Annotated in this window: 15 protein-coding genes and 1 pseudogene; 11 read left to right on the top strand and 5 right to left on the bottom strand. The window is 72.9% G+C overall.

Annotated features, from left to right (window positions below):
• On the bottom strand, nucleotides 1-151 hold a 151-nt coding region (locus ASC99_RS40210; RefSeq protein WP_255359230.1), incomplete at its 3' end, for a trehalase-like domain-containing protein.
• A gap of 639 nt (nucleotides 152-790) precedes the next feature.
• Between ASC99_RS40210 and ASC99_RS08510 the strand changes: the two genes are divergently transcribed.
• From ASC99_RS08510 to ASC99_RS08555, 10 genes are all read left to right on the top strand, one after another.
• Nucleotides 791-2467, top strand: coding sequence for a CTP synthase (locus ASC99_RS08510; protein ID WP_235502613.1), 1677 nt, complete (start codon nucleotides 791-793; stop codon nucleotides 2465-2467).
• Nucleotides 2468-2560: 93 nt separating this feature from the next.
• Nucleotides 2561-3202 carry an NUDIX hydrolase gene (locus tag ASC99_RS08515; RefSeq protein WP_057230025.1) on the top strand — a complete coding sequence of 214 codons (642 nt, stop codon included), beginning with the start codon at nucleotides 2561-2563 and terminating at the stop codon, nucleotides 3200-3202.
• Nucleotides 3203-3513: 311 nt separating this feature from the next.
• Nucleotides 3514-5427 (top strand): tetratricopeptide repeat protein, encoded by a 1914-nt coding sequence (locus tag ASC99_RS41670; protein ID WP_057230027.1) that lies wholly within the window; start codon nucleotides 3514-3516, stop codon nucleotides 5425-5427.
• A gap of 240 nt (nucleotides 5428-5667) precedes the next feature.
• Entirely contained in the window at nucleotides 5668-6783 is a 1116-nt protein-coding gene (ald, locus tag ASC99_RS08525) for an alanine dehydrogenase (RefSeq protein ID WP_057230029.1), read from the top strand.
• 348 nt (nucleotides 6784-7131) lie between these two features.
• Nucleotides 7132-8226: a ParA family protein gene (locus tag ASC99_RS08530; protein WP_057230032.1), complete on the top strand. Its 1095-nt coding sequence runs from the start codon at nucleotides 7132-7134 to the stop codon at nucleotides 8224-8226.
• A complete protein-coding gene (locus tag ASC99_RS08535; RefSeq protein ID WP_057230034.1) occupies nucleotides 8223-8684 on the top strand; it encodes a hypothetical protein in 462 nt (153 codons plus the stop codon). The genes ASC99_RS08530 and ASC99_RS08535 overlap by 4 nt, the downstream gene beginning before the upstream one ends.
• A gap of 142 nt (nucleotides 8685-8826) precedes the next feature.
• Nucleotides 8827-9645, top strand: coding sequence for a ScpA family protein (locus ASC99_RS08540; RefSeq protein ID WP_063978447.1), 819 nt, complete (start codon nucleotides 8827-8829; stop codon nucleotides 9643-9645).
• Complete coding sequence (scpB, locus tag ASC99_RS08545) at nucleotides 9642-10412, top strand: SMC-Scp complex subunit ScpB (RefSeq protein ID WP_082598185.1); 771 nt, start codon at nucleotides 9642-9644, stop codon at nucleotides 10410-10412. The genes ASC99_RS08540 and scpB overlap by 4 nt, the downstream gene beginning before the upstream one ends.
• A gap of 55 nt (nucleotides 10413-10467) precedes the next feature.
• Nucleotides 10468-11907, top strand: a complete 1440-nt coding sequence (locus ASC99_RS08550; RefSeq protein ID WP_057230038.1) for a pseudouridine synthase — start codon at nucleotides 10468-10470, stop codon at nucleotides 11905-11907.
• Between the two features lie 116 nt (nucleotides 11908-12023).
• Nucleotides 12024-13091 (top strand): helix-turn-helix domain-containing protein, encoded by a 1068-nt coding sequence (locus ASC99_RS08555; RefSeq protein ID WP_082598186.1) that lies wholly within the window; start codon nucleotides 12024-12026, stop codon nucleotides 13089-13091.
• A 219-nt stretch (nucleotides 13092-13310) separates the two neighbouring features.
• Here ASC99_RS08555 and ASC99_RS08560 read toward each other — a convergent pair whose 3' ends face one another.
• The 4 genes and pseudogenes from ASC99_RS08560 to ASC99_RS42065 all read right to left on the bottom strand — a co-directional run.
• Nucleotides 13311-13673 (bottom strand): DUF952 domain-containing protein, encoded by a 363-nt coding sequence (locus ASC99_RS08560; protein WP_057230043.1) that lies wholly within the window; start codon nucleotides 13671-13673, stop codon nucleotides 13311-13313.
• Between the two features lie 58 nt (nucleotides 13674-13731).
• Nucleotides 13732-15276 (bottom strand): DUF4139 domain-containing protein, encoded by a 1545-nt coding sequence (locus ASC99_RS08565; RefSeq protein WP_057230045.1) that lies wholly within the window; start codon nucleotides 15274-15276, stop codon nucleotides 13732-13734.
• Nucleotide 15277: 1 nt separating this feature from the next.
• Nucleotides 15278-16867: a DUF4139 domain-containing protein gene (locus tag ASC99_RS08570; RefSeq protein ID WP_369825082.1), complete on the bottom strand. Its 1590-nt coding sequence runs from the start codon at nucleotides 16865-16867 to the stop codon at nucleotides 15278-15280.
• A gap of 145 nt (nucleotides 16868-17012) precedes the next feature.
• Nucleotides 17013-17258, bottom strand: a pseudogene (locus tag ASC99_RS42065) (DUF4140 domain-containing protein); the annotation flags it as partial.
• A gap of 224 nt (nucleotides 17259-17482) precedes the next feature.
• On the opposite strand from ASC99_RS42065, the gene ASC99_RS08575 reads away from it, so the two are divergent.
• A complete protein-coding gene (locus tag ASC99_RS08575; RefSeq protein WP_057230047.1) occupies nucleotides 17483-18568 on the top strand; it encodes a prephenate dehydrogenase in 1086 nt (361 codons plus the stop codon).
• Nucleotides 18569-18582: the final 14 nt, after the last annotated feature.

Consider the following 18582-nt stretch of genomic DNA (forward strand, 5'->3'; position numbering starts at 1 on the left):
ACCCGTGTTCGTCGGTCCCCAGCAGACCGGCGAACACGGCAGGAGAGTCGAATCTGGGCAGGCACAGCCAGTCGACCGCCCCGTCCCTGCTGACCAGGGCGGCGGTCTGCATGTCCCCGATGAGTGCGTAGTCCTCGATACGGCCGGCCACGTGGGTCTCCAGTTCGCAAGATGTGCTCGGCGGCCACCGATGGCGGGGCGCGCGGATGCTGCGGGGCCGGAGAGTCCGGGCGGTGGCGGCTGGTGGCCACCTGGTCGGGGCTGGATGGGCCCCTGGCCTGGACGGGGTGAACTGGTGCGGGGAGGCGGCGTGTCCGGTCGCGCATCGGGGACCGAGAGGCGTCGTCCTGACCCCTCGCCCTCCGCGTGCTCTGTCTGTCGGCGATGCGTCCGTGCAGAATACGTCGGCGGCACAGGCCGGGGCACCCCGAAGAACCCCTGTTCGTCAGCTGTCGCACCGTTTGACGTCACATTGGTCCGGCTGGGGCAGTCGGACTGACCCGTACGAACCAGGCGGAACTGATCCTTCCGGGCCAGGCCGGACGGTGACCGGGGAACGCCGGATGAACTCCGGGCGGGCGCGCCGAGGTGCCCGCGACCGCGTCCACCGCCTCGCGCTGATACCCTGGTATCCCGTGGACTGGTGGGCATTCGCCCCGAGCCGCCAACCCCGACGACCCCGCCGGAGCAGCCGAAAGGCTCCCGGCCGAGTGCGAACTCCTCGTCGGCGAGGCGACCGGCGGTCCCTCCACCGGCGTCACCTTCGACAGCGACCCACGGGAGCCCCCTCTTGGCACAGCCCCAATCCGGCAAGGCAGCGAACGGCCGCGCCGTGACGACCAAGCACCTCTTCGTCACCGGGGGTGTCGCCTCCTCGCTCGGCAAGGGCCTCACCGCCTCCAGCCTCGGTGCCTTGCTGAAGGCACGCGGTCTGCGTGTGACGATGCAGAAGCTCGACCCCTACCTCAACGTGGACCCGGGCACCATGAACCCGTTCCAGCACGGTGAGGTCTTCGTCACCGACGACGGGGCCGAGACCGACCTCGACATCGGTCACTACGAGCGCTTCCTCGACACCAACCTGCACGGCTCGGCGAACGTGACGACCGGCCAGGTGTACTCGACGGTGATCGCCAAGGAGCGCCGCGGCGAGTACCTGGGCGACACCGTCCAGGTCATCCCGCACATCACCAACGAGATCAAGTCCCGGATCCGCCGGATGGCGACCGAGGACGTCGACGTGGTGATCACCGAGGTCGGTGGCACCGTCGGCGACATCGAGTCGCTGCCGTTCCTGGAGGCGGTCCGCCAGGTCCGCCACGAGGTCGGCCGGGACAACGTCTTCTTCGTGCACGTCTCGCTGCTGCCGTACATCGGCCCCTCGGGCGAGCTGAAGACCAAGCCGACCCAGCACTCGGTCGCGGCCCTGCGCAACATCGGCATCCAGCCGGACGCCATCGTGCTGCGCGCCGACCGCGAGGTGCCGCAGGCCATCAAGCGCAAGATCTCGCTGATGTGCGACGTGGACGAGGAGGCCGTGGTCGCGGCCATCGACGCCAAGTCGATCTACGACATCCCCAAGGTGCTGCACTCGGAGGGCCTGGACGCGTACGTGGTCCGCCGCCTCGACCTGGCCTTCCGGGACGTCGACTGGACTGTCTGGGACGACCTGCTGCGCCGGGTGCACGAGCCCCAGCACATCGTGAAGGTGGCGCTGGTCGGCAAGTACATCGACCTGCCCGACGCCTACCTGTCGGTGACCGAGGCGCTGCGCGCGGGCGGTTTCGCCAACAACGCGCGGGTCGAGATCAAGTGGGTGACCTCGGACGACTGCCTGACGCCCGAGGGTGCGCAGGAGCAGCTCGGCGACGTGGACGCGATCTGCATCCCCGGTGGCTTCGGCGACCGCGGGGTGGACGGCAAGGTCGCCGCGATCACCTACGGCCGGGAGAACAAGATCCCGCTGCTGGGTCTCTGCCTGGGCCTGCAGTGCGTGGTCATCGAGGCCGCCCGCAACCTGGCCGGCCTGCCGGACGCCAACTCCACCGAGTTCGACTCGGCGGCCAAGTACCCGGTCATCTCGACCATGGCCGAGCAGCTGGCGATCGTGGACGGCAAGGGCGACCTGGGCGGCACCATGCGGCTCGGTCTCTACCCGGCCAAGCTGGCCGAGGGCTCGATCGTCCGTGAGGTCTACGGCGGCGAGCAGTACGTGGACGAGCGCCACCGCCACCGCTACGAGGTCAACAACGCGTACCGCGCGGACCTGGAGAAGACCGGCCTGCAGTTCTCCGGCCTCTCCCCGAAGGGCGACCTGGTCGAGTACGTCGAGTACCCGCGCGAGGTCCACCCCTACCTGGTCGCCACCCAGGCGCACCCGGAGCTGAAGTCCCGGCCGACCCGCCCGCACCCGCTGTTCGCGGGTCTGGTGGCGGCGGCCATCAAGATCAAGACTGCCGCCGAGTAACTCTCGCGGTCGGTGGACGGCGGTCGTGCGATTCTTCGCGCGGCCGCCGTTCTGCGTGGGTTAGTGTCGCAGTGACGAAAAGGGGAGTGCGAGATGACGGACGGTCAGCGACAGATCCGGGACCAGGCGGAGGAGTGGCCCGTACGGTCCAGTGAACAGCCCTTCCAGGGGCGGGTCACCGGGGTCCGGACGGACGAGGTGCTGATGCCGGACGGGAGTTATGCCCGGCGGGACTACCAGACGCACCCGGGCTCGGTCGCGGTGCTCGCGGTGGACGAGCAGCAGCGGGTGCTGATCCTGCGCCAGTACCGGCACCCCGTGCGGCAGCGGCTCTGGGAGCTCCCGGCCGGGCTGCTCGACGTGCCCGGGGAGAACCCGCTGCACGCCGCCCAGCGCGAGCTCTTCGAGGAGGCGCACTGCAAGGCGGGGGAGTGGCGGGTGCTGGTGGACTTCTACACCTCGCCCGGGGGGACGGACGAGGCGCTGCGGCTGTTCCTGGCGACCGATCTGTCGGCGGCGGACGGGGATCGGTACGAGGCGCACGGGGAGGAGCTGGAGATCGAGACGGCGCGGGTGCCGCTCGGTGAGCTGCTTCAGCTGGTGCTGACCGGGGAGCTGCACAACCCGACGCTGATCACCGGGACTCTGGCGTTGCACGCTGCACTGACCTCGCCGGCCGGGCTGGACGCGCTGCGGGCGGCGGAGTCGCCTTGGCCGGCGCGACCGTTCAGCTAGGCAGCTGCGTCCAGTCGGCACACGCCAGGGGCTCGAGGAACTGCGACGCCGACCTCGTGCAAGGTGATCCGTGCGTAAGGGGTCAGGCACTTTCGCAGTGACCCGAACGCCAGATCTCCTCGCAGTTCCCCGAGCCCCTGGTCTGCTCTCGCTGAGCACCTGCGTCCGCATGGGTGATTTGGTGGTTGGTAGTACTGGTGTCACCTCTTGTGCGGGTGGTGGGCCGAACTACGCTTCCCGAACGGGGCCCCGGTGTGGGCCCGTCTGCTGACCGGTCGGGAGTGGCGCAGGTGGCGAGGAAGACGGCGACGATGGACGCACGGCCCGCCCCGGTTCCTGGTCAACTGCCGGACGGGCCCGGGCTGTTCGTCGGGCGTGGCGCCGAGCTCGCGGTGTTGGCGGCGGCCCGTACCAAGGTGGTGGCGGGGCGGTGCCCGTTGCTGGTGGTGGCGGGGCGGCCGGGGTCGGGGCGGACCTCACTGGCCGTCAGGTTCGCTGCCTCGGTGGCGGAGGAGTATCCGGACGGGGTGCTGTTCGCCCGGTTGTCCGCGCCGGACGGGAGCAGGGTGGCGCCCGGGACGGTGGCGCGGCGGCTGCTGGAGCAGCTGGGGGAGCCCGCTGCGGGGGCGCTGCCCACCGGGGCGGAGGAGGGCGAGGACGATCCCGCCTGTGCGGCCGTACGGGCGGCGGTGAGCGGGCGCCGGGTGCTGCTGGTGCTGGACGACGCGCGGGATTCGGGGCAGCTCTGGCCACTGCTGGCGACGGCGCCGGAGGCGCTGGTGGTGGTCACCACGGCGGGGCCGCTGACCGGGATCGAGGGAATTGATCCGGTGATCCTGGGCGGGCTGTCCCAGTCCGCGTCGGTGGACCTGCTGAGTGGGCTGGTCGGCGGGACCAGGATCAGCTGTGACCCGGTCGGCGCGGCTGGACTGGCCGAGAGCTGTGCCTGCCGTCCCACCGCGCTGCGGCTGATGGCGGGCTGGCTGCGGGCCGCCCCCAAGGCGGCGGTCACGGACGCGGCCCGGGAGCTGGCGCTGGCCGTCGAGGTGCGGACACCGCCGAAGCCGGACCGGCTCCGGAAGAAGCGCAAGGGCAAGTCCGAGCCGATCGCCGAGCCGACCCCGGAGGGGCCGGTCCCGGTGCCTGACGGCGACCCGCTCGGGGCGGCGTTCACGCTGCTGCACCGGTCGCTCCCGGCGGCCGAGGCCCGGATGCTGCGGATGCTCACGCTGGCGCCCGCGCAGTCGGCCGATCTGCGCACCGCCTCGGCCCTGGTGGGCTGCCCGGCGCCCGAGGCAGCGACGCTGCTGCAGAAGCTGACGGAGCGTGAACTCCTGGACCAGGACGGCGAGTCAGCCGACGGCACGCCCCGGTACCGGGTGCCCGGGCGGCTGTACGGACGGCTGGTGGCGCTGCGCGAGGAGCTGGACCGGCCGTCCGAGCTGGAGCTGGCCAGGGCACGCCTGCTGGAGCGGCTGGTGCGGCTGGTGGAGTCGGCCCGGGCGCTGCTCGACTCGGCCGCCGGGCCAGGCCCCGACCCGCTGCCCGGGCCGCTGCGGCTGCGGACGCCGGCGCAGGCCAGGATCTGGCTGACCGAGCAGCGCGGCCAGCTGCTGGGCGCGGTCGGGGACGCGATCGGCCGGGCCGATCTGGACGGTTCGGCCGGCCGGCTGGTGACCGCGCTGCTGCGGGCGCTGCCGCTGACGGGCCAGGCCGCCCCGGCGGATCTGTACGAGCTGCACGGGCTGGTGCTCAAGGTGGCCGAGCGGAGCGGGAACAAGCGCCGGACGGCCGCCGCACTGCTCAACCTGGGCGATCTGCAGGCGGCGGCGGGCCGCTGGGAGCCGGCCGCCGAGCGGTACCGGGCCGCGCTGGAGCAGGGCCGCGAGGTGGACGACGAGGTGGCCTGTGCCCGGGCCCTGGAGGGCGTGGCGGAGAGCCGGCGGGCGCTCGGCGACCCGGTGCGCGCCGCCGACTGGTACGGGCGGGCGCTGGAGCTGCGGCAGGGTCTGGGCGACCACCCGGCCGAGGCCAGGCTGCTGGCCCGGACGGCCGAGGCGCATCTGGCGCAGCGGCGGTTCGAGGAGGCCGAGCGGGAGTACCGGGCCGCGCTCGCGGTCCTGCGGCGACTGGGCGACGAGCGGGGGCAGTGGGCGGTCGCGGCGGCCCTGGAACACCTGCGGGGACTGGTCGAAGCCGAGCGGGGCCGGGCGACTTCGGAGTGATGTCCGGAAGGTCGCTTTGCGCCTGGATTGCCAGCTGATGTGGGAGGCAAGCCTACGAATCTGCCAATGTGTCCAGCGGATTTATTCACTTTGGAAGGCTGACGGATCACCTGGGCTTCATTACACTCGACCTTAGTCGCGTAGCGAAGCGTGCCCCGGCGTCTCCGGAGGTCTCCACGTGCGCGTTGCCCGCCGGTGTTCTCCGGCCGGGCCCCAGAGGCAAAAGGGACGTGTTCAGTCGTGAAGGTCGGCATCCCCCGCGAGGTCAAGAACCACGAGTACCGCGTGGCCATCACGCCCGCCGGCGTGCATGAGCTGGTCCGTAACGGACACGAGGTCGTCATCGAGGACGGCGCCGGTCTCGGCTCCTCGATCCCCAACGAGGAGTACGTGGCCGCCGGCGCCACCATCCTCCCCACGGCCGACGAGGTGTGGGCCGCCGCCGACCTGCTGCTGAAGGTCAAGGAGCCGATCGCGCAGGAGTACCACCGCCTGCGCAAGGGCCAGACCCTCTTCACCTACCTGCACCTGGCCGCCGACAAGGCCGGCACCGACGCGCTGGTCGCCTCCGGCACCACCGCGATCGCCTACGAGACCGTGCAGCTCGCCAACGGCGCCCTGCCGCTGCTCGCCCCGATGTCCGAGGTCGCGGGCCGGCTGGCCCCGCAGGTCGGCTCATACCACCTGATGCGCCCGGCCGGCGGCCGCGGCACCCTGCCCGGTGGCGTGCCCGGCACCCACGCGGCCAAGTGCGTGGTCATCGGCGGTGGCGTCTCCGGCTGGCACGCCGCCACCATCGCGATCGGCATGGGCTACGAGGTGACCCTGCTGGACCGTGACATCAACAAGCTGCGTGAGGCCGACAAGATCTTCGGCACGAAGATCAAGGCCATCATGTCCAACGCCTACGAGCTCGAGAGCGCCGTGCTCGAGGCCGACCTGGTGATCGGCGCCGTGCTGATCCCGGGCGCCAAGGCCCCGAAGCTGGTCACCAACGAGCTGGTCTCCCGGATGAAGCCGGGCTCCGTGCTCGTCGACATCGCGATCGACCAGGGCGGCTGCTTCGAGGACTCCCGTGCCACCACGCACGCCGAGCCGACCTTCCCGGTCCACAACTCGGTCTTCTACTGCGTGGCCAACATGCCGGGCGCCGTCCCGAACACCTCCACCTACGCGCTGACCAACGCGACGCTGCCGTACGTCGTCGAGCTGGCCAACCGGGGCTGGAAGGACGCGCTGCGCCGCGACGCCGCGCTGGCCAAGGGCCTGAACGTGCACGAGGGCCAGATCACCTACGGTGCCGTGGCCGAGGCCTTCGGCCTGCCGTCGGTCTCGCTGGAGAGCGTGCTCGCCTGACCCCGCTGACTCCCCGTCAGCACCCGCCGAACGCCCCCGACCTGCTCCCCTCAGGCCGGGGGCGTTCGGTCTGTCCGGCTGCCCTCCGGACGACGTATGTCGACAATTCAGGGTGGTCGGGTGACCGTGTCAATTTATGCGCTCGCTGTCACCCGGCGCAGAAACGTTAGTGGCGTGGGGCCTCACAAGCCTTGACACTGACCGGCCCGATGGCCGACACATCCGGCCCACTACCGTGGATTGTGTTGCTGCGAACGCCGCAGACAGCCTAGAGTCGCAAACCGTCGGCATGCTGCCACGCTGACGAATCGACAACAGTCCTGGATGCCCAAGGAGGTAAGACGACTTGTGAATGAGTCGACATTTGCTCCCGGGGGTGGTCAGCCGGGACTGGCGGAGCACTCGGTCGCGGTCCGTACCTTCGAGGCACGTCAGAACACCGCACCTGCCCCCACTACCGACGAGGCTGACCTGCCGTCACACGGCCTGGCCTACGGCGACTTTGCGTACGGCTCCTACGACGACCCGGACGCCGAGTACGAACCAGACCCGGAGTACGCCGCGACCCTGGCCCCCGACGCAGCCCGCCAGCGCCGTGAGCGCGTTGGCCCGACTGGTCGCCCGCTGCCCTATTTCCCGATCCCCGCGCCGCTGGCCGAACACGGTCCCGCGCAGATCATCGCGATGTGCAACCAGAAGGGCGGCGTCGGCAAGACCACGTCGACCATCAACCTGGGTGCCGCGCTGGCCGAGTACGGCCGCCGGGTCCTGCTGGTCGACTTCGACCCGCAGGGCGCGCTCTCGGTCGGCCTCGGGGTCAACCCGATGGAACTCGACGTCACGGTCTACAACCTGCTGATGGAGCGGGGTCTGACGGCCGATGAGGTGCTGCTGAAGACCGCCGTGCCCGGCATGGACCTGCTGCCCTCGAACATCGACCTGTCGGCCGCCGAGGTCCAGCTGGTCAGCGAGGTGGCGCGCGAGTCGGCGCTGGCACGGGCGTTGAAGCCGCTGCTGCCCGACTACGACTTCGTCATCATCGACTGCCAGCCGTCGCTCGGCCTGCTCACCGTCAACGCCCTGACGGCGGCTCACAGCGTCATCGTCCCGCTGGAGTGCGAGTTCTTCGCACTGCGCGGGGTCGCGCTGCTCACCGAGACCATCGAGAAGGTCTGCGAGCGGCTCAACCCCGACCTGCGGCTCGACGGCATCCTGGCCACCATGTACGACTCGCGCACGGTGCACAGCCGCGAGGTGCTGGCCCGGGTGGTCGAGGCGTTCGGCGAGCACGTCTTCCACACCGTGATCGGACGGACCGTCAGGTTCCCCGAGACCACCGTGGCGGGCGAGCCGATCACCACGTACGCGACCAACTCGGTCGGCGCCGCCGCCTACCGCCAGCTCGCCAGGGAGGTGCTCGACCGGTGCCGCCCCGCCGAGTGAGTCTCCCGGGTGCCGACGAGCTGTTCCGGACCACCGGCGGGATGGCACTGTCGCCCTCCCTCAGCCGGCCCGAGGCACCCCGCACGGAGACCGCCCGGAGCACCGAGAACCGGAGCACCGAGAAGGGCGGGCCGACGGCGGAGGTCCCGCAGGCCCGTGCCGAGTCCCAGCCCGCAGGACCCGAGGAGCCCACGGGGGAGGCCGCCCGGCGGCCCCGCCCCCGGGGCCGGGCCCCGCGCCGCCCGAGCGGACGGGAGCGGCACGACGAGAAGATCACCGTGTACGTCTCGGCCGAGGAACTGATGGACCTGGAGCACGCCCGTCTGGTGCTCCGCGGCGAGCACGGCCTCGCGGTCGACCGCGGCCGGGTGGTCCGGGAGGCGATCGCCGTCGTCCTCGCCGACCTGGAGCAGCGCGGCGAGGCCAGCATCCTGGTCCGCCGCCTCCGCGGCCGCTGAGCTTTCCGCCGGCGGCACCACCAGGGGCTCGGGGAACTGCGACGCCAGCCTCAGGAACGTGATCCGACGTAGCTGGTCAGGTACTTTCGCAGTGACCCGCACGCCAGATCTCCTCGCAGTTCCCCGAGCCCCTGGACCGTAGATGCCTGAGCAGAACGCTGGCTTTCAGGTGCGGCTGGAGAACTTCGAGGGGCCGTTCGACCTGCTGCTGGGGCTGATCGCCAAGCACAAGCTGGAGATCACCGAGCTGTCGCTGTCGCGGATCACCGACGAGTTCATGGCGTACATCCGCGCGATGGGCCCGGACTGGGATCTGGACGTGGCGACCGACTTCCTGGTGGTGGCCGCCACCCTGCTCGACCTGAAGGCGGCCCGCCTGCTGCCCGCCGCCGAGGTGGAGGACGAGGAGGACCTCGCCCTGCTGGAGGCCCGCGACCTGCTGTTCGCCCGGCTGTTGCAGTACCGGGCGTACAAGCAGGTGGCCGCGGTGCTGGCGGACCGCTGGGCGGCCGAGTCGCGGCAGCGGCCCCGCACGGTCGGGCTGGAGCCGCAGCACGCCGAGCTGCTGCCCGAGGTGGTGATCAGCATCGGCCTGGAGGGCTTCGCCCGGCTGGCGGCGAAGGCGATGACGCCCAAGCCCAGGCCGGTGGTCTACGTCGACCACATCCACTCCCCGCCGGTCAGCGTGCGGGAGCAGGCGGCCCTGGTGGCCGAACTGCTCCGGACGCTGGGCGAGGCCGACTTCCGCCGCCTGGTGGCCGACGCGGGTGACAACACCCTGGTGGTGGTGGCGCGCTTCCTGGCCCTGCTGGAGCTGTACCGGGAGCGGGTGCTGGACTTCGACCAGCCGGAGGCGCTGGGTGCGCTGACCGTCCGCTGGGTGGCCGAGGCCGACCGGCGGGTCGAGGTCACCGACGAGTTCGACCGCCCGCCGGAGCCGACCGAGAAGGAGCCGTCATGACCGAGGAGCCGTCACGGCCCGCCAGGCGCTCGCTGGGCGTCCCGGGGCAGTCCCGGGCCGGGGAGTGGCAGGAGTCCGTCTACGGGGCGGTGCAGGACGGCCAGGAGTGGGTGGAGCCGGAGGCCGAGGTGGCCGCGGCGGCCGTCGAGGCGTTCGTCGAGCCGTCGGCGGTGCCATTGCGCGCCGAGCTGGAGGCAATTCTGCTGCTGGTCGACGAACCGGCCACCGAGCGGCACCTGGCCGCCGTACTGGACCGTCCGGTCGCCGAGGTGGCCGCGACCCTGCGCGAGCTGGCCGCCGAGTACACCGCCCAGGGCAGGGGCTTCGACCTGCGGTTCGTCGCCGGGGGCTGGCGGTTCTACACCCGGGCCGACTGCGCGCCGGCCGTCGAACGGTACGTCCTGGACGGCCAGCAGGCCCGGCTCACCCAGGCCGCGCTGGAGACATTGGCGGTCGTCGCGTACCGGCAGCCGGTGTCGCGCAGCCGGGTCTCGGCGGTCCGTGGTGTGAACTGTGACGGCGTGATGCGTACCCTGGTACAGCGAGGACTGGTAGAAGAGACCGGCTCCGAGCCGGAAACAGGTGCAATCCTGTATCGGACGACGAACTACTTCCTGGAACGGATGGGGTTGCGCGGCCTGGAGGAACTCCCGGAGCTCGCGCCCTTCCTGCCCGAGGTCGACGACGTGGAAGCGGAGTCCCTCGAAGGCACGATGATCGCGGAGGCGGTCGCCGCCGCACGTGCGGACGGCAGGGAAGTGCAGTGAGGTCGGCCGGGCACGACGAGCACTTCCAGACGGAACACGACGTACGGATATTTTGATGCGTAGCAGTGGCAACGGCAGGAACAGCAGCGGCGGTGGCGGGAGCCAGGGCCGTGGCGGACAGGGCGGGGGCGGCCGGGGAGGCGACTCGCGCGGCGGTTCGTCGTACGGCGGCAGCGGCGGTGGCCGTAGCGGTGGCGCGCCCGGTGGCGGCCGCAGCGGTGGCGGTTCGTCCTTCGGCGGCGGCGGTGGCGGCCGGGGTGGCGACTCCCGTGGGGGCTCGTCCTTCGGCGGCGGTGGCAGCCGGGGTGGCGACTCGCGTGGCGGTTCGTCCTTCGGCGGCGGTGGCCGCGGTGGCGACTCCCGCGGCGGTTCGTCCTACGGCGGGAGCCGGGACGGGCGTGGCGGCGGTGGCGGCTCCTTCGGTGGCAACCGCAGCGGCGGCGCGTCCGGTGGCGGTCGCAGTGGTGGCGGTTCGTCGTTCGGCGGCGACCGCCGCGACGATCGTCGTGACGACCGGCAGTACCCGGACCGTCCGCTCCGCCCGGAGGAGCGCAAGTACGACCGCCCCGAGTTCGGTGGCGGCCCGCACGCGTACCCCAACCGTGGCAGCGCCGCCCGCAAGCCCAGCCCGGCCCCCCGGCCGCGGCGTGAGGGCCAGGGCGCCCCGGGCGACCCGCGGCGTCAGCCGCAGCGGACCCGTGAGCTGCAGGGCAAGATCGAGGACGCGGTGCTGGCCCGGCACGAGCAGGGCCAGGGCGTGAAGGGCGGGAACGAAGAGGGCGAGCGCCTGCAGAAGGTGCTGGCGCGCGCCGGTATGGGCAGCCGTCGGGCCTGCGAGGAGCTGATCGAGCAGGGCCGGGTGTCGGTCAACGGCCAGCAGGTCACCGAGCAGGGCAAGCGGGTCCAGCCGGAGACCGACGAGATCAAGGTGGACGGCCTGACCGTCGCCACCCAGTCGTTCCTGTTCTTCGCGCTCAACAAGCCGGCCGGCGTCGTCTCCACCATGGAGGACCCGGACGGCCGTCAGTGCCTGGGCGACTACGTGAACAACCGGGAGACCCGGCTGTTCCACGTGGGCCGGCTGGACACCGAGACCGAGGGCATCATCCTGCTCACCAACCACGGTGAGCTGGCCCACCGCCTGACCCACCCCCGGTACGGCGTCACCAAGACCTACCTGGCCGCCATCCAGGGCCCGATCCCGCGTGACCTGGGCAAGACGCTGGCCAAGGGCATCGAGCTGGAGGACGGCTACGCCCGCGCCGACAGCTTCAAGGTGGTCTCCAACGTCGGCAAGAACTACCTGGTCGAGGTCACCCTGCACGAGGGCCGCAAGCACATCGTGCGGCGGATGCTCTCCGAGGCGGGCTACCCGGTCGAGAAGCTGGTCAGGACCGCCTTCGGTCCGATCACGCTGGGCGACCAGAAGTCGGGCTGGCTGCGCCGCCTGACCAACCCCGAGGTCGGGCAGCTGATGAACGAGGTCGGTCTCTAGCACCGGTCGCCCCGGAGGGCCTTCCCGTCACATGGCGGGGAGGCCCTCCGGCGTTCGGTGGGGTTGTGTGAGCCTGAGCTCATCCGGCTTGTCAGCTCAGGGACTCGTGGCGGAGGATGGCCAGCGGACAACGGCGCGCCGAATGGCGGATCTGCGCCACCAGGGGTGGTGGCGAGGGGGAGCCGGTGGGGGAAGGGAACAAGGTGCTCGACTCTTTCGGGGTGCTCGGCCTGGGAAGGCCAGACGGCCAGGTGTACGCGGCTCTGGTGATAGCGCCGCAGTCGACGGCGGACGAGATCGCCACGCAGTGCGGCCTGACGCTGCAACAGGGCCATGCCGCGCTCGACCGGCTGGCCGACCAAGGCATGATCACCCGTGCCCCGGTGGACCGGGAGCGCTATCTCGCGGTCGCCCCCGACGTGGCCATCGGCACCCTGATCGGCCACCGCGAGGCCCAGCTGCGCAGCGCGAGGGCCGAGATGCACCGCCTGATGGACGCGTTCCGGGAGGCCTCCCGGTTCACCGACCCGGCGCACTCGGTCGAGGTCCTGACCGGCGGTGAGGCGATAGCCCAGCGGCTGGAGCACCTGGTCGAGACGGCCCAGTACCAGGTGCGCGGCTTCGACTGCCCGCCGTACATCCAGGACCCGGTGGCCAATCTGCCCCGGCAGCGGCAGCAGCTGCGGGCCGGGGTGCGGTTCCGCACCGTCTTCGACAAGGAGGCGGTGGCCTGGCCGGGGCGGCTGGAGAAGGAGATCCTGATCGGTGTCGCCGACGGCGAGGAGGCCCGGGTCAGGCCGGTGCTGCCGATGAAGATGATGATGGCCGACGACCGGATGGCGATCATCCCGATCAGCGTCGGGGATGCGGTGCTGGACGCCGCGTACGTGATCCACCCGTCGGCGCTGCTGCAGGCCCTGGACGGGCTGTTCGAGGCGGAGTGGGAGCGGGCGGTGCCGCTGCAGGCCGCGATCGGGGACGGCGACGGCGGGCCCGGGCCCGAGGACGACCAGCGCAAGCTGCTCGGGCTGCTGGCGGCCGGGCTCACCGACGAGTCGATCGCGCGGTCGCTGGGCTGGAGCGCCCGGACCACGCAGCGGCGGTTGCAGGCCCTGATGCGGGAGCTCGGCGCCACTACCCGCTTCCAGGCGGGCATGGCGGCCCGGGAACGCGGCTGGCTCTAGGCACACGCGCTGGCGTCAGCCACCAGGGGCTCGGGGCTCTGCTCGTCGGGCGGCTCCGCCGCCGGGGGCGACGCCGACCTCAGGAGCGTTCAACGTGCGTACAAGGTCAGGCACTTTCGCAGTGACCCGAACGCCAGATCTCCTCGCCCTGCGGCGGAGCCGCAAGTCAGCAGAGCCCCGAGCCCCTGGACCGTAGCTGCCGGAGCACCTGCAAAAGGCTCAGCTCCAGGGGAGCAGGGTGGCCCAGCTGCCCGAGGCGTCGCGTTGGAGCTTCTCCAGGCCGATCACGGCGGTGCGGTTGAGGCGGCCGTAGATGTGCGGGAAGCGGATGCCGGGGGTGGCGCCGGCCGGGGGTGTGCCGTTGGGGGGCTCCCACTTGATCATCGGCTCGACCAGCTTCTCCTCGATGAGCAGGGCCATCAGGGGATCCCGCGTGTCCCGGAAGAAGGCGTTGGCGACCGCGAGCAGGGTCGTCTCGTCGGCCGAGCAGTGGATGAAGCCGTCGGTCAGCAGGGAGGCGGCGGTGTACGGCCGTCCAGGGTCGCGCAGCCAGTCGTCCAGGGGTGCGAGATGGTAGATCATGGCTCCATTTTTACCGGAGTTGACGGCATTTCACCGGAGTTGACCGGCTGATCCGGGGTCAGAGTCCGGCCACCTTGGCCGTCGCCGAGACCTCGTACACCAGGGTGACGGTGCGTCGGCCGCCGGGCGGCAGGGTGAGCTGCCAGCGGACGATGCCGTCGGCGTCGAGCTCGTCGGGGGCGGGGGAGCAGAGCTCCTTGCGCAGCCTGACCTCCACCGCCGCGACCTCGGAGACCGGGATCCGCTCCCGGACGGTGACCGGCTGGTCGGTGCGGTCGTCCGGGCCGGTGAAGCGGGACAGGTGCAGCCGGACCGTGCGGGTCTGCACGGTGCGGGAGGACAGGGCGCCGGCGCTGCTCCGGGTCTCCTCGGTCTCCCGGAGCACCCGGTAGGCGTCGGAGCTGCCGAAGGACAGCTCGGCGGGGGCGCCGGGTGCGGTGAACGCCAGCTCGGCGCGGCCGGTGAAGCCGCTGCCCAGCACCAGGTCGACCGGCCCGGCCAGCAGGGCGTGGCCGGACGCGTTGGTGAACCGGGCGACCCGGGTGACCAGCGGGGAGAGTTCGGGGGCGCAGCCGTACTCGCTGCTGGCGGGGGTGCTGAAGACGGTGAGCGGCACCCGGTGCGGGCGGCCGTCGCCGGGGATCCGGGCGGGGTCGGGGGCGCGCAGCACCCGGACCTCGCCGCCGTCGTCCACCCCGGGCAGGCCGTCGGCGGCAGGGCCGGTGGAGCCGATCTCCTGTTCGCGCAGCTCGACCTCGACCGTCCGGCGCTCCTCGGTGGTGCGCGGACGGAGCGTCAGGACGTCCTCGGTGAGCCGGGGCGGTTCGCCCGCGAGGGCGGAGCGGGCGGTGGAGAGGGTGAGCTGGACGCCGGACCAGTCCTCGCCGGTGCGCTGCCAGACCACCGCGCCGGTCTCCAGGGTGAGGGCCCCGTCCTCGGCCAGGGTGGCCCGGTAGGCGGGTCGCCAGAGGGCGCACGGGGTGAGGTGACTGACGGTCAGCCGGCCCGGGCCGCCGGGCGTCTCGACGGTCAGCTCCAGGAAGCCGAGCAGCTCGGGCGGCGCCTCCTCGGTCAGCTCCAGCGCCGCCTCCGCCCGGAGCAGCTCGTCCTCCGCGGTGACCAGCCGGGCGTCGGTGGCGCGCAGCCGCTCCCCGTACGTCTCCCGCTCGGCGTCCACCCGGTCCAGCTCGCGGGACCAGCGGGCCGGCTCGGTCTCGCCCTGCCCGGCGCCCTCGGCGATCTCCCGGAGCAGGTCGGCGGCGAGCTGGGCGAGCAGGGCCAGCCGGGCGGTCAGCCGGAGCCGTTCGGCGCCGAGTTCGGCCTGCTCCTGTTCCAGCGCGTGCACCCGGTGCCGGAGTTCGGAGTCCGCGTCGGCGGGCGGCACCGGTGCGGGCGGAGTCCAGACCCGGGTGATCCGGGTGTCCAGCACGCTGCCAGTGGAGAGTTCGGCGCGCAGCGTGAGGTCGGCGGCCAGCGCGGTGACCGGGCCGAGGCGCAGCCGCTGGACGCCGGGGGCGAGGTCGAGCTCGACCGAGCGTTCGACCAGAGCCCGGTCCTCCAGGCAGGTGACGGCGGTGACGGGGAGCGGTGTGGTGGTCGTCATTTCAGTTCCTCCGGTCTCCGCCGTGCAGGGTCTGGGCAGCGGGGATGCGGATCTCGTAGCCGCCGTCCAGTTCGGCCCGGCCGTGGGCGGGCAGGTCGACCCGCCGGAGCCGGGTACCGGGCGGGCAGTCGTCGGACGGTTCGTCAGGGGCCGACCAGCCGGGCCGTTCCTGGATCTTGACGTCGGCTTCGGCGGTCACCGGCACCCGTTCGCGGACCTCGACGGTGACCGGCCTGGCCAGCCGGTTGGCCAGCTCGAGGTGCACCCGGTGGTCGAGCACCAGGACGTTGTTGCGCAGCCCCGCCGTCGACTCGTGCAGCTCGGTGCGCCGGGCCACCCGGACGCCCTCGGCCACCCCGAGCCCGAGCCGCCCGGTGGCGCCGGGGGCCAGCGTGGGCAGTGCGGCGGTGCGCAGGAAGTCGCCGTCCACCGAGACCTCGACCGGCCCGGCCAGCAGGGCCCGGTCGGTGGAGTTGGTGAGCAGCAGGGTGCCGTAGACGGTCTCCTCGACCGAGGGCACGCAGACGTACTCCGGCTCCAGCGAGAGCGGGATCTCGCCGATGGTGACGGTGTGCCAGCCGCCGTCCGAGGGCAGGTCGACCGGGGCGGCGGTGTCGAACCGCTGGTCGAAGGACCCGGCCGAGCGGCGCGGCGGCACGGTGTGCGGGGGGAGTGCGGCGGTCAGCGCGGGCGCGGCGCGGTGCTGCTGCGGCGCGGCGGCCAGTTGGCCCCGGCGCGGGCCGGTCGGGCCCTGCAGGGTGAGCGCGGTGTAGTCCAGCCAGCCGGCGCCGGGGTGCGGCGGGGCGGGCTCCGGCGGCGGTCCGGTCGGCGGCGGTGCGAGCGGAGCCGCGCCGGCCATCGGTGCGGCCGGGGGTGCGGGCGCGGGGGCGCCGCCGTACCCCTGCGGCGCGCCGCCCGGGGCCCCGCGGAAGCCGTCCCTGGGCATCGCACCCCGGGTCCGCATCGGCGAGACGCTCTTGCGGTGCGCCACCTCGTCCTCGTCGTCGCTCGCGGAGGCGGCACCCACGGCGGCGCCCCCGAACCCGACCGCGGCCGGGCTCCCGGGGCCGACCGGGCCGCGGCGCACCGGGCGCGGCCCCGCCGCGTCGTACGCCGCGAACAGTTCGCCCAGACCGGGCGGGGCCTCCCGCCAGCCGGACGGCGCCGGGGCTGCCTGGCGGCGGCCGATCCGGACCGACTGCAGCCGGGGCAGGTCGGTGCGGCGCTGCAGGTCGGCGGTGGAGAGGCCGAGCCGGACGCCCGTCCAGTCCTCGCCGGTGCGCTGCGCCACCGAGGCCCGCAGCACCAGCTGCCCGCCGGGGTCGCCCTGACGGTGGCTCAGCCGGTAGGTGGGCACCCAGCGGGCGCCGGGGACGCCGTACTCCAGCTCCAGGTCCACCGTGTCGGCGGCCGGTCCTTCGGCGGTCAGCGTGAGCAGGACGGTCGCGGTGCTCGTGGTCGGGGCGGCGTGCTCGGTGTCGGGTGCCGACTCCAGCCGGTCCTGGGCGATCTGCAGGGCGTGCTCGGCGAGCCGGCTCTGCTCGGCCAGCCGGGCCACGTCGGCCTGCAGGACGGTCAGCCGGGCGGCCACGAAGTCGGCCAGCTCCAGCCAGGCGTCGGCGGGGGTGCGGCGGCCGGCGGCGCGGCGGCGGGACGGCGCGCAGCGCGGTCAGCTCGGCGATCCGCTCCTCGCCGCGGCGCTCGCGGGCCCGGGCGGCGTCGTACTCCTGCCGGGCCAGCTCGCAGGCGCGGCGCAGCTCCGGGGTCTGAGCGGGGGCCCGGAGTTGGGCCGTGTACTCGACCCGGGCCTCGGTCACCCGCCAGCCCGCCCCCCGTACGGTGGCCCGGACCGACGACGGATCCAGCGCCGTCGGCAGCCCGGTCAGCCGAACCTGCCCGTCGGCCGGTACCGCCCCGCGCGCCCGCCGTCGGCAGAGCGCCCCGGTGGCGTACACCACCACCTCGTCCAGTACCGACTCCACTCGAACCCCTTCCGCGTGCCTGGTGAGCGTGGCTCAGTCTGCCGGGCCCGACTGACGGTGTCAGCGGATTTGCAGTCCGCGCGTCGCCCGGACCCGGTCGGTCTCAGCTGGGCCGGGCGGCGGATCGGACCTGACAACATCCGGACGGTGGCAGCCGTCGGAGCCTTCGGTGCGAGAAGATTGGGCCGACCCTGGCCCTACCGCCTTCAGGAGACGCACCCGTCATGCGCACAGTCGCCGTAGTCGGCACCGGACTGATCGGCACCTCCGCCGCGCTCGCCCTGACGGGGCGTGGGCTGCACGTGTACCTGGAGGACGCCGACCCGGACGCGGCCAGGACGGCGGAGTCGCTCGGGGCGGGCAGCACCGAGGTGCCGGACGGACCGGTGGATCTGGCGATCATCGCGGTGCCGCCCGCGCTGGTGGGGAAGGTGCTGGCGGACTGTCAGCGCCGGGGCCTGGCGCGCTGGTACACCGACGTGGCCAGTGTGAAGTCCGGGCCGGGGGTCGAGGTGGCCGCGCTCGGCTGCGACACCGTGAACTACATCGGCAGCCACCCGATGGCCGGCCGGGAGCGTTCGGGGCCGCTGGCGGCCCGGGCCGACCTGTTCGAGGGGCGCCCGTGGGTGCTCACCCCGACGGCGGACACCGACACCGAGACGCTGAACGCGGCGCTGGAGCTGGTCGCGCTCTGCGGCGCGATGCCGATCGTGATGGACGCCGCCGCCCACGACCGCGCGGTCGCGCTGGTCTCGCACGCGCCGCAGCTGTTCTCCTCGCTGGTCGCCGCCCGGCTGGAGCACGCGGACGAGACCGCCATAAGGCTGTCCGGCCAGGGGGTCCGTGACGTCACCCGGATCGCCGCCTCCAACCCCGCGATGTGGGTGGACATCCTGTCGGCCAACGCCGGCGTGGTGGCCGAGATCCTGGAGGAGCTGGCGGGCGACCTGACCGACACGGTCACCGCGCTCCGGGCCATGCAGGCCACCGACGAGGGCGAGCGGCGGGCCGGGGCGGCCGGGATCGAGGCTGTGATGCGGCGGGGCAACACCGGCCAGGCCCGGATCCCGGGCAAGCACGGCGCCCCGCCCACCCGGTACGAGACGGTTGCCGTGGTGCTGGGCGACCAGCCGGGCGAGCTGGGGCGCCTGTTCGGCGAGGTCGGCCAGCTCGGGGTGAACATCGAGGACGTGGTCATCGAGCACTCCTCCGGGCAGCAGGTCGGCTTCGTCCAGCTCGCGGTGGCGCCGTCGGCGGTCAAGCGGCTCACGGTCGCGCTGCGGGCCCAGGGCTGGAGCGTCCGGGACTGACCCGCCGTCAGGGG

The sequence above is a fragment of the Kitasatospora sp. Root107 genome, from assembly GCF_001424875.1.
GTDB lineage: Bacteria > Actinomycetota > Actinomycetes > Streptomycetales > Streptomycetaceae > Kitasatospora.

Bases quoted from the DNA above. Each gene is read 5' to 3' on its own strand.
- ASC99_RS08515 (WP_057230025.1), top strand. From the start codon at position 2,561: ATGACGGACGGTCAGCGACAGATCCGGGACCAGGCGGAGGAGTGGCCC.
- ASC99_RS41670 (WP_057230027.1), top strand. From the start codon at position 3,514: ATGGACGCACGGCCCGCCCCGGTTCCTGGTCAACTGCCGGACGGGCCC.
- ASC99_RS08540 (WP_063978447.1), top strand. From the start codon at position 8,827: ATGCCTGAGCAGAACGCTGGCTTTCAGGTGCGGCTGGAGAACTTCGAG.
- scpB (WP_082598185.1), top strand. From the start codon at position 9,642: ATGACCGAGGAGCCGTCACGGCCCGCCAGGCGCTCGCTGGGCGTCCCG.
- ASC99_RS08550 (WP_057230038.1), top strand. From the start codon at position 10,468: ATGCGTAGCAGTGGCAACGGCAGGAACAGCAGCGGCGGTGGCGGGAGC.
- ASC99_RS08555 (WP_082598186.1), top strand. From the start codon at position 12,024: ATGGCCAGCGGACAACGGCGCGCCGAATGGCGGATCTGCGCCACCAGG.
- ASC99_RS08560 (WP_057230043.1), bottom strand. From the start codon at position 13,673: ATGATCTACCATCTCGCACCCCTGGACGACTGGCTGCGCGACCCTGGA.
- ASC99_RS08565 (WP_057230045.1), bottom strand. From the start codon at position 15,276: ATGACGACCACCACACCGCTCCCCGTCACCGCCGTCACCTGCCTGGAG.
- ASC99_RS08575 (WP_057230047.1), top strand. From the start codon at position 17,483: ATGCGCACAGTCGCCGTAGTCGGCACCGGACTGATCGGCACCTCCGCC.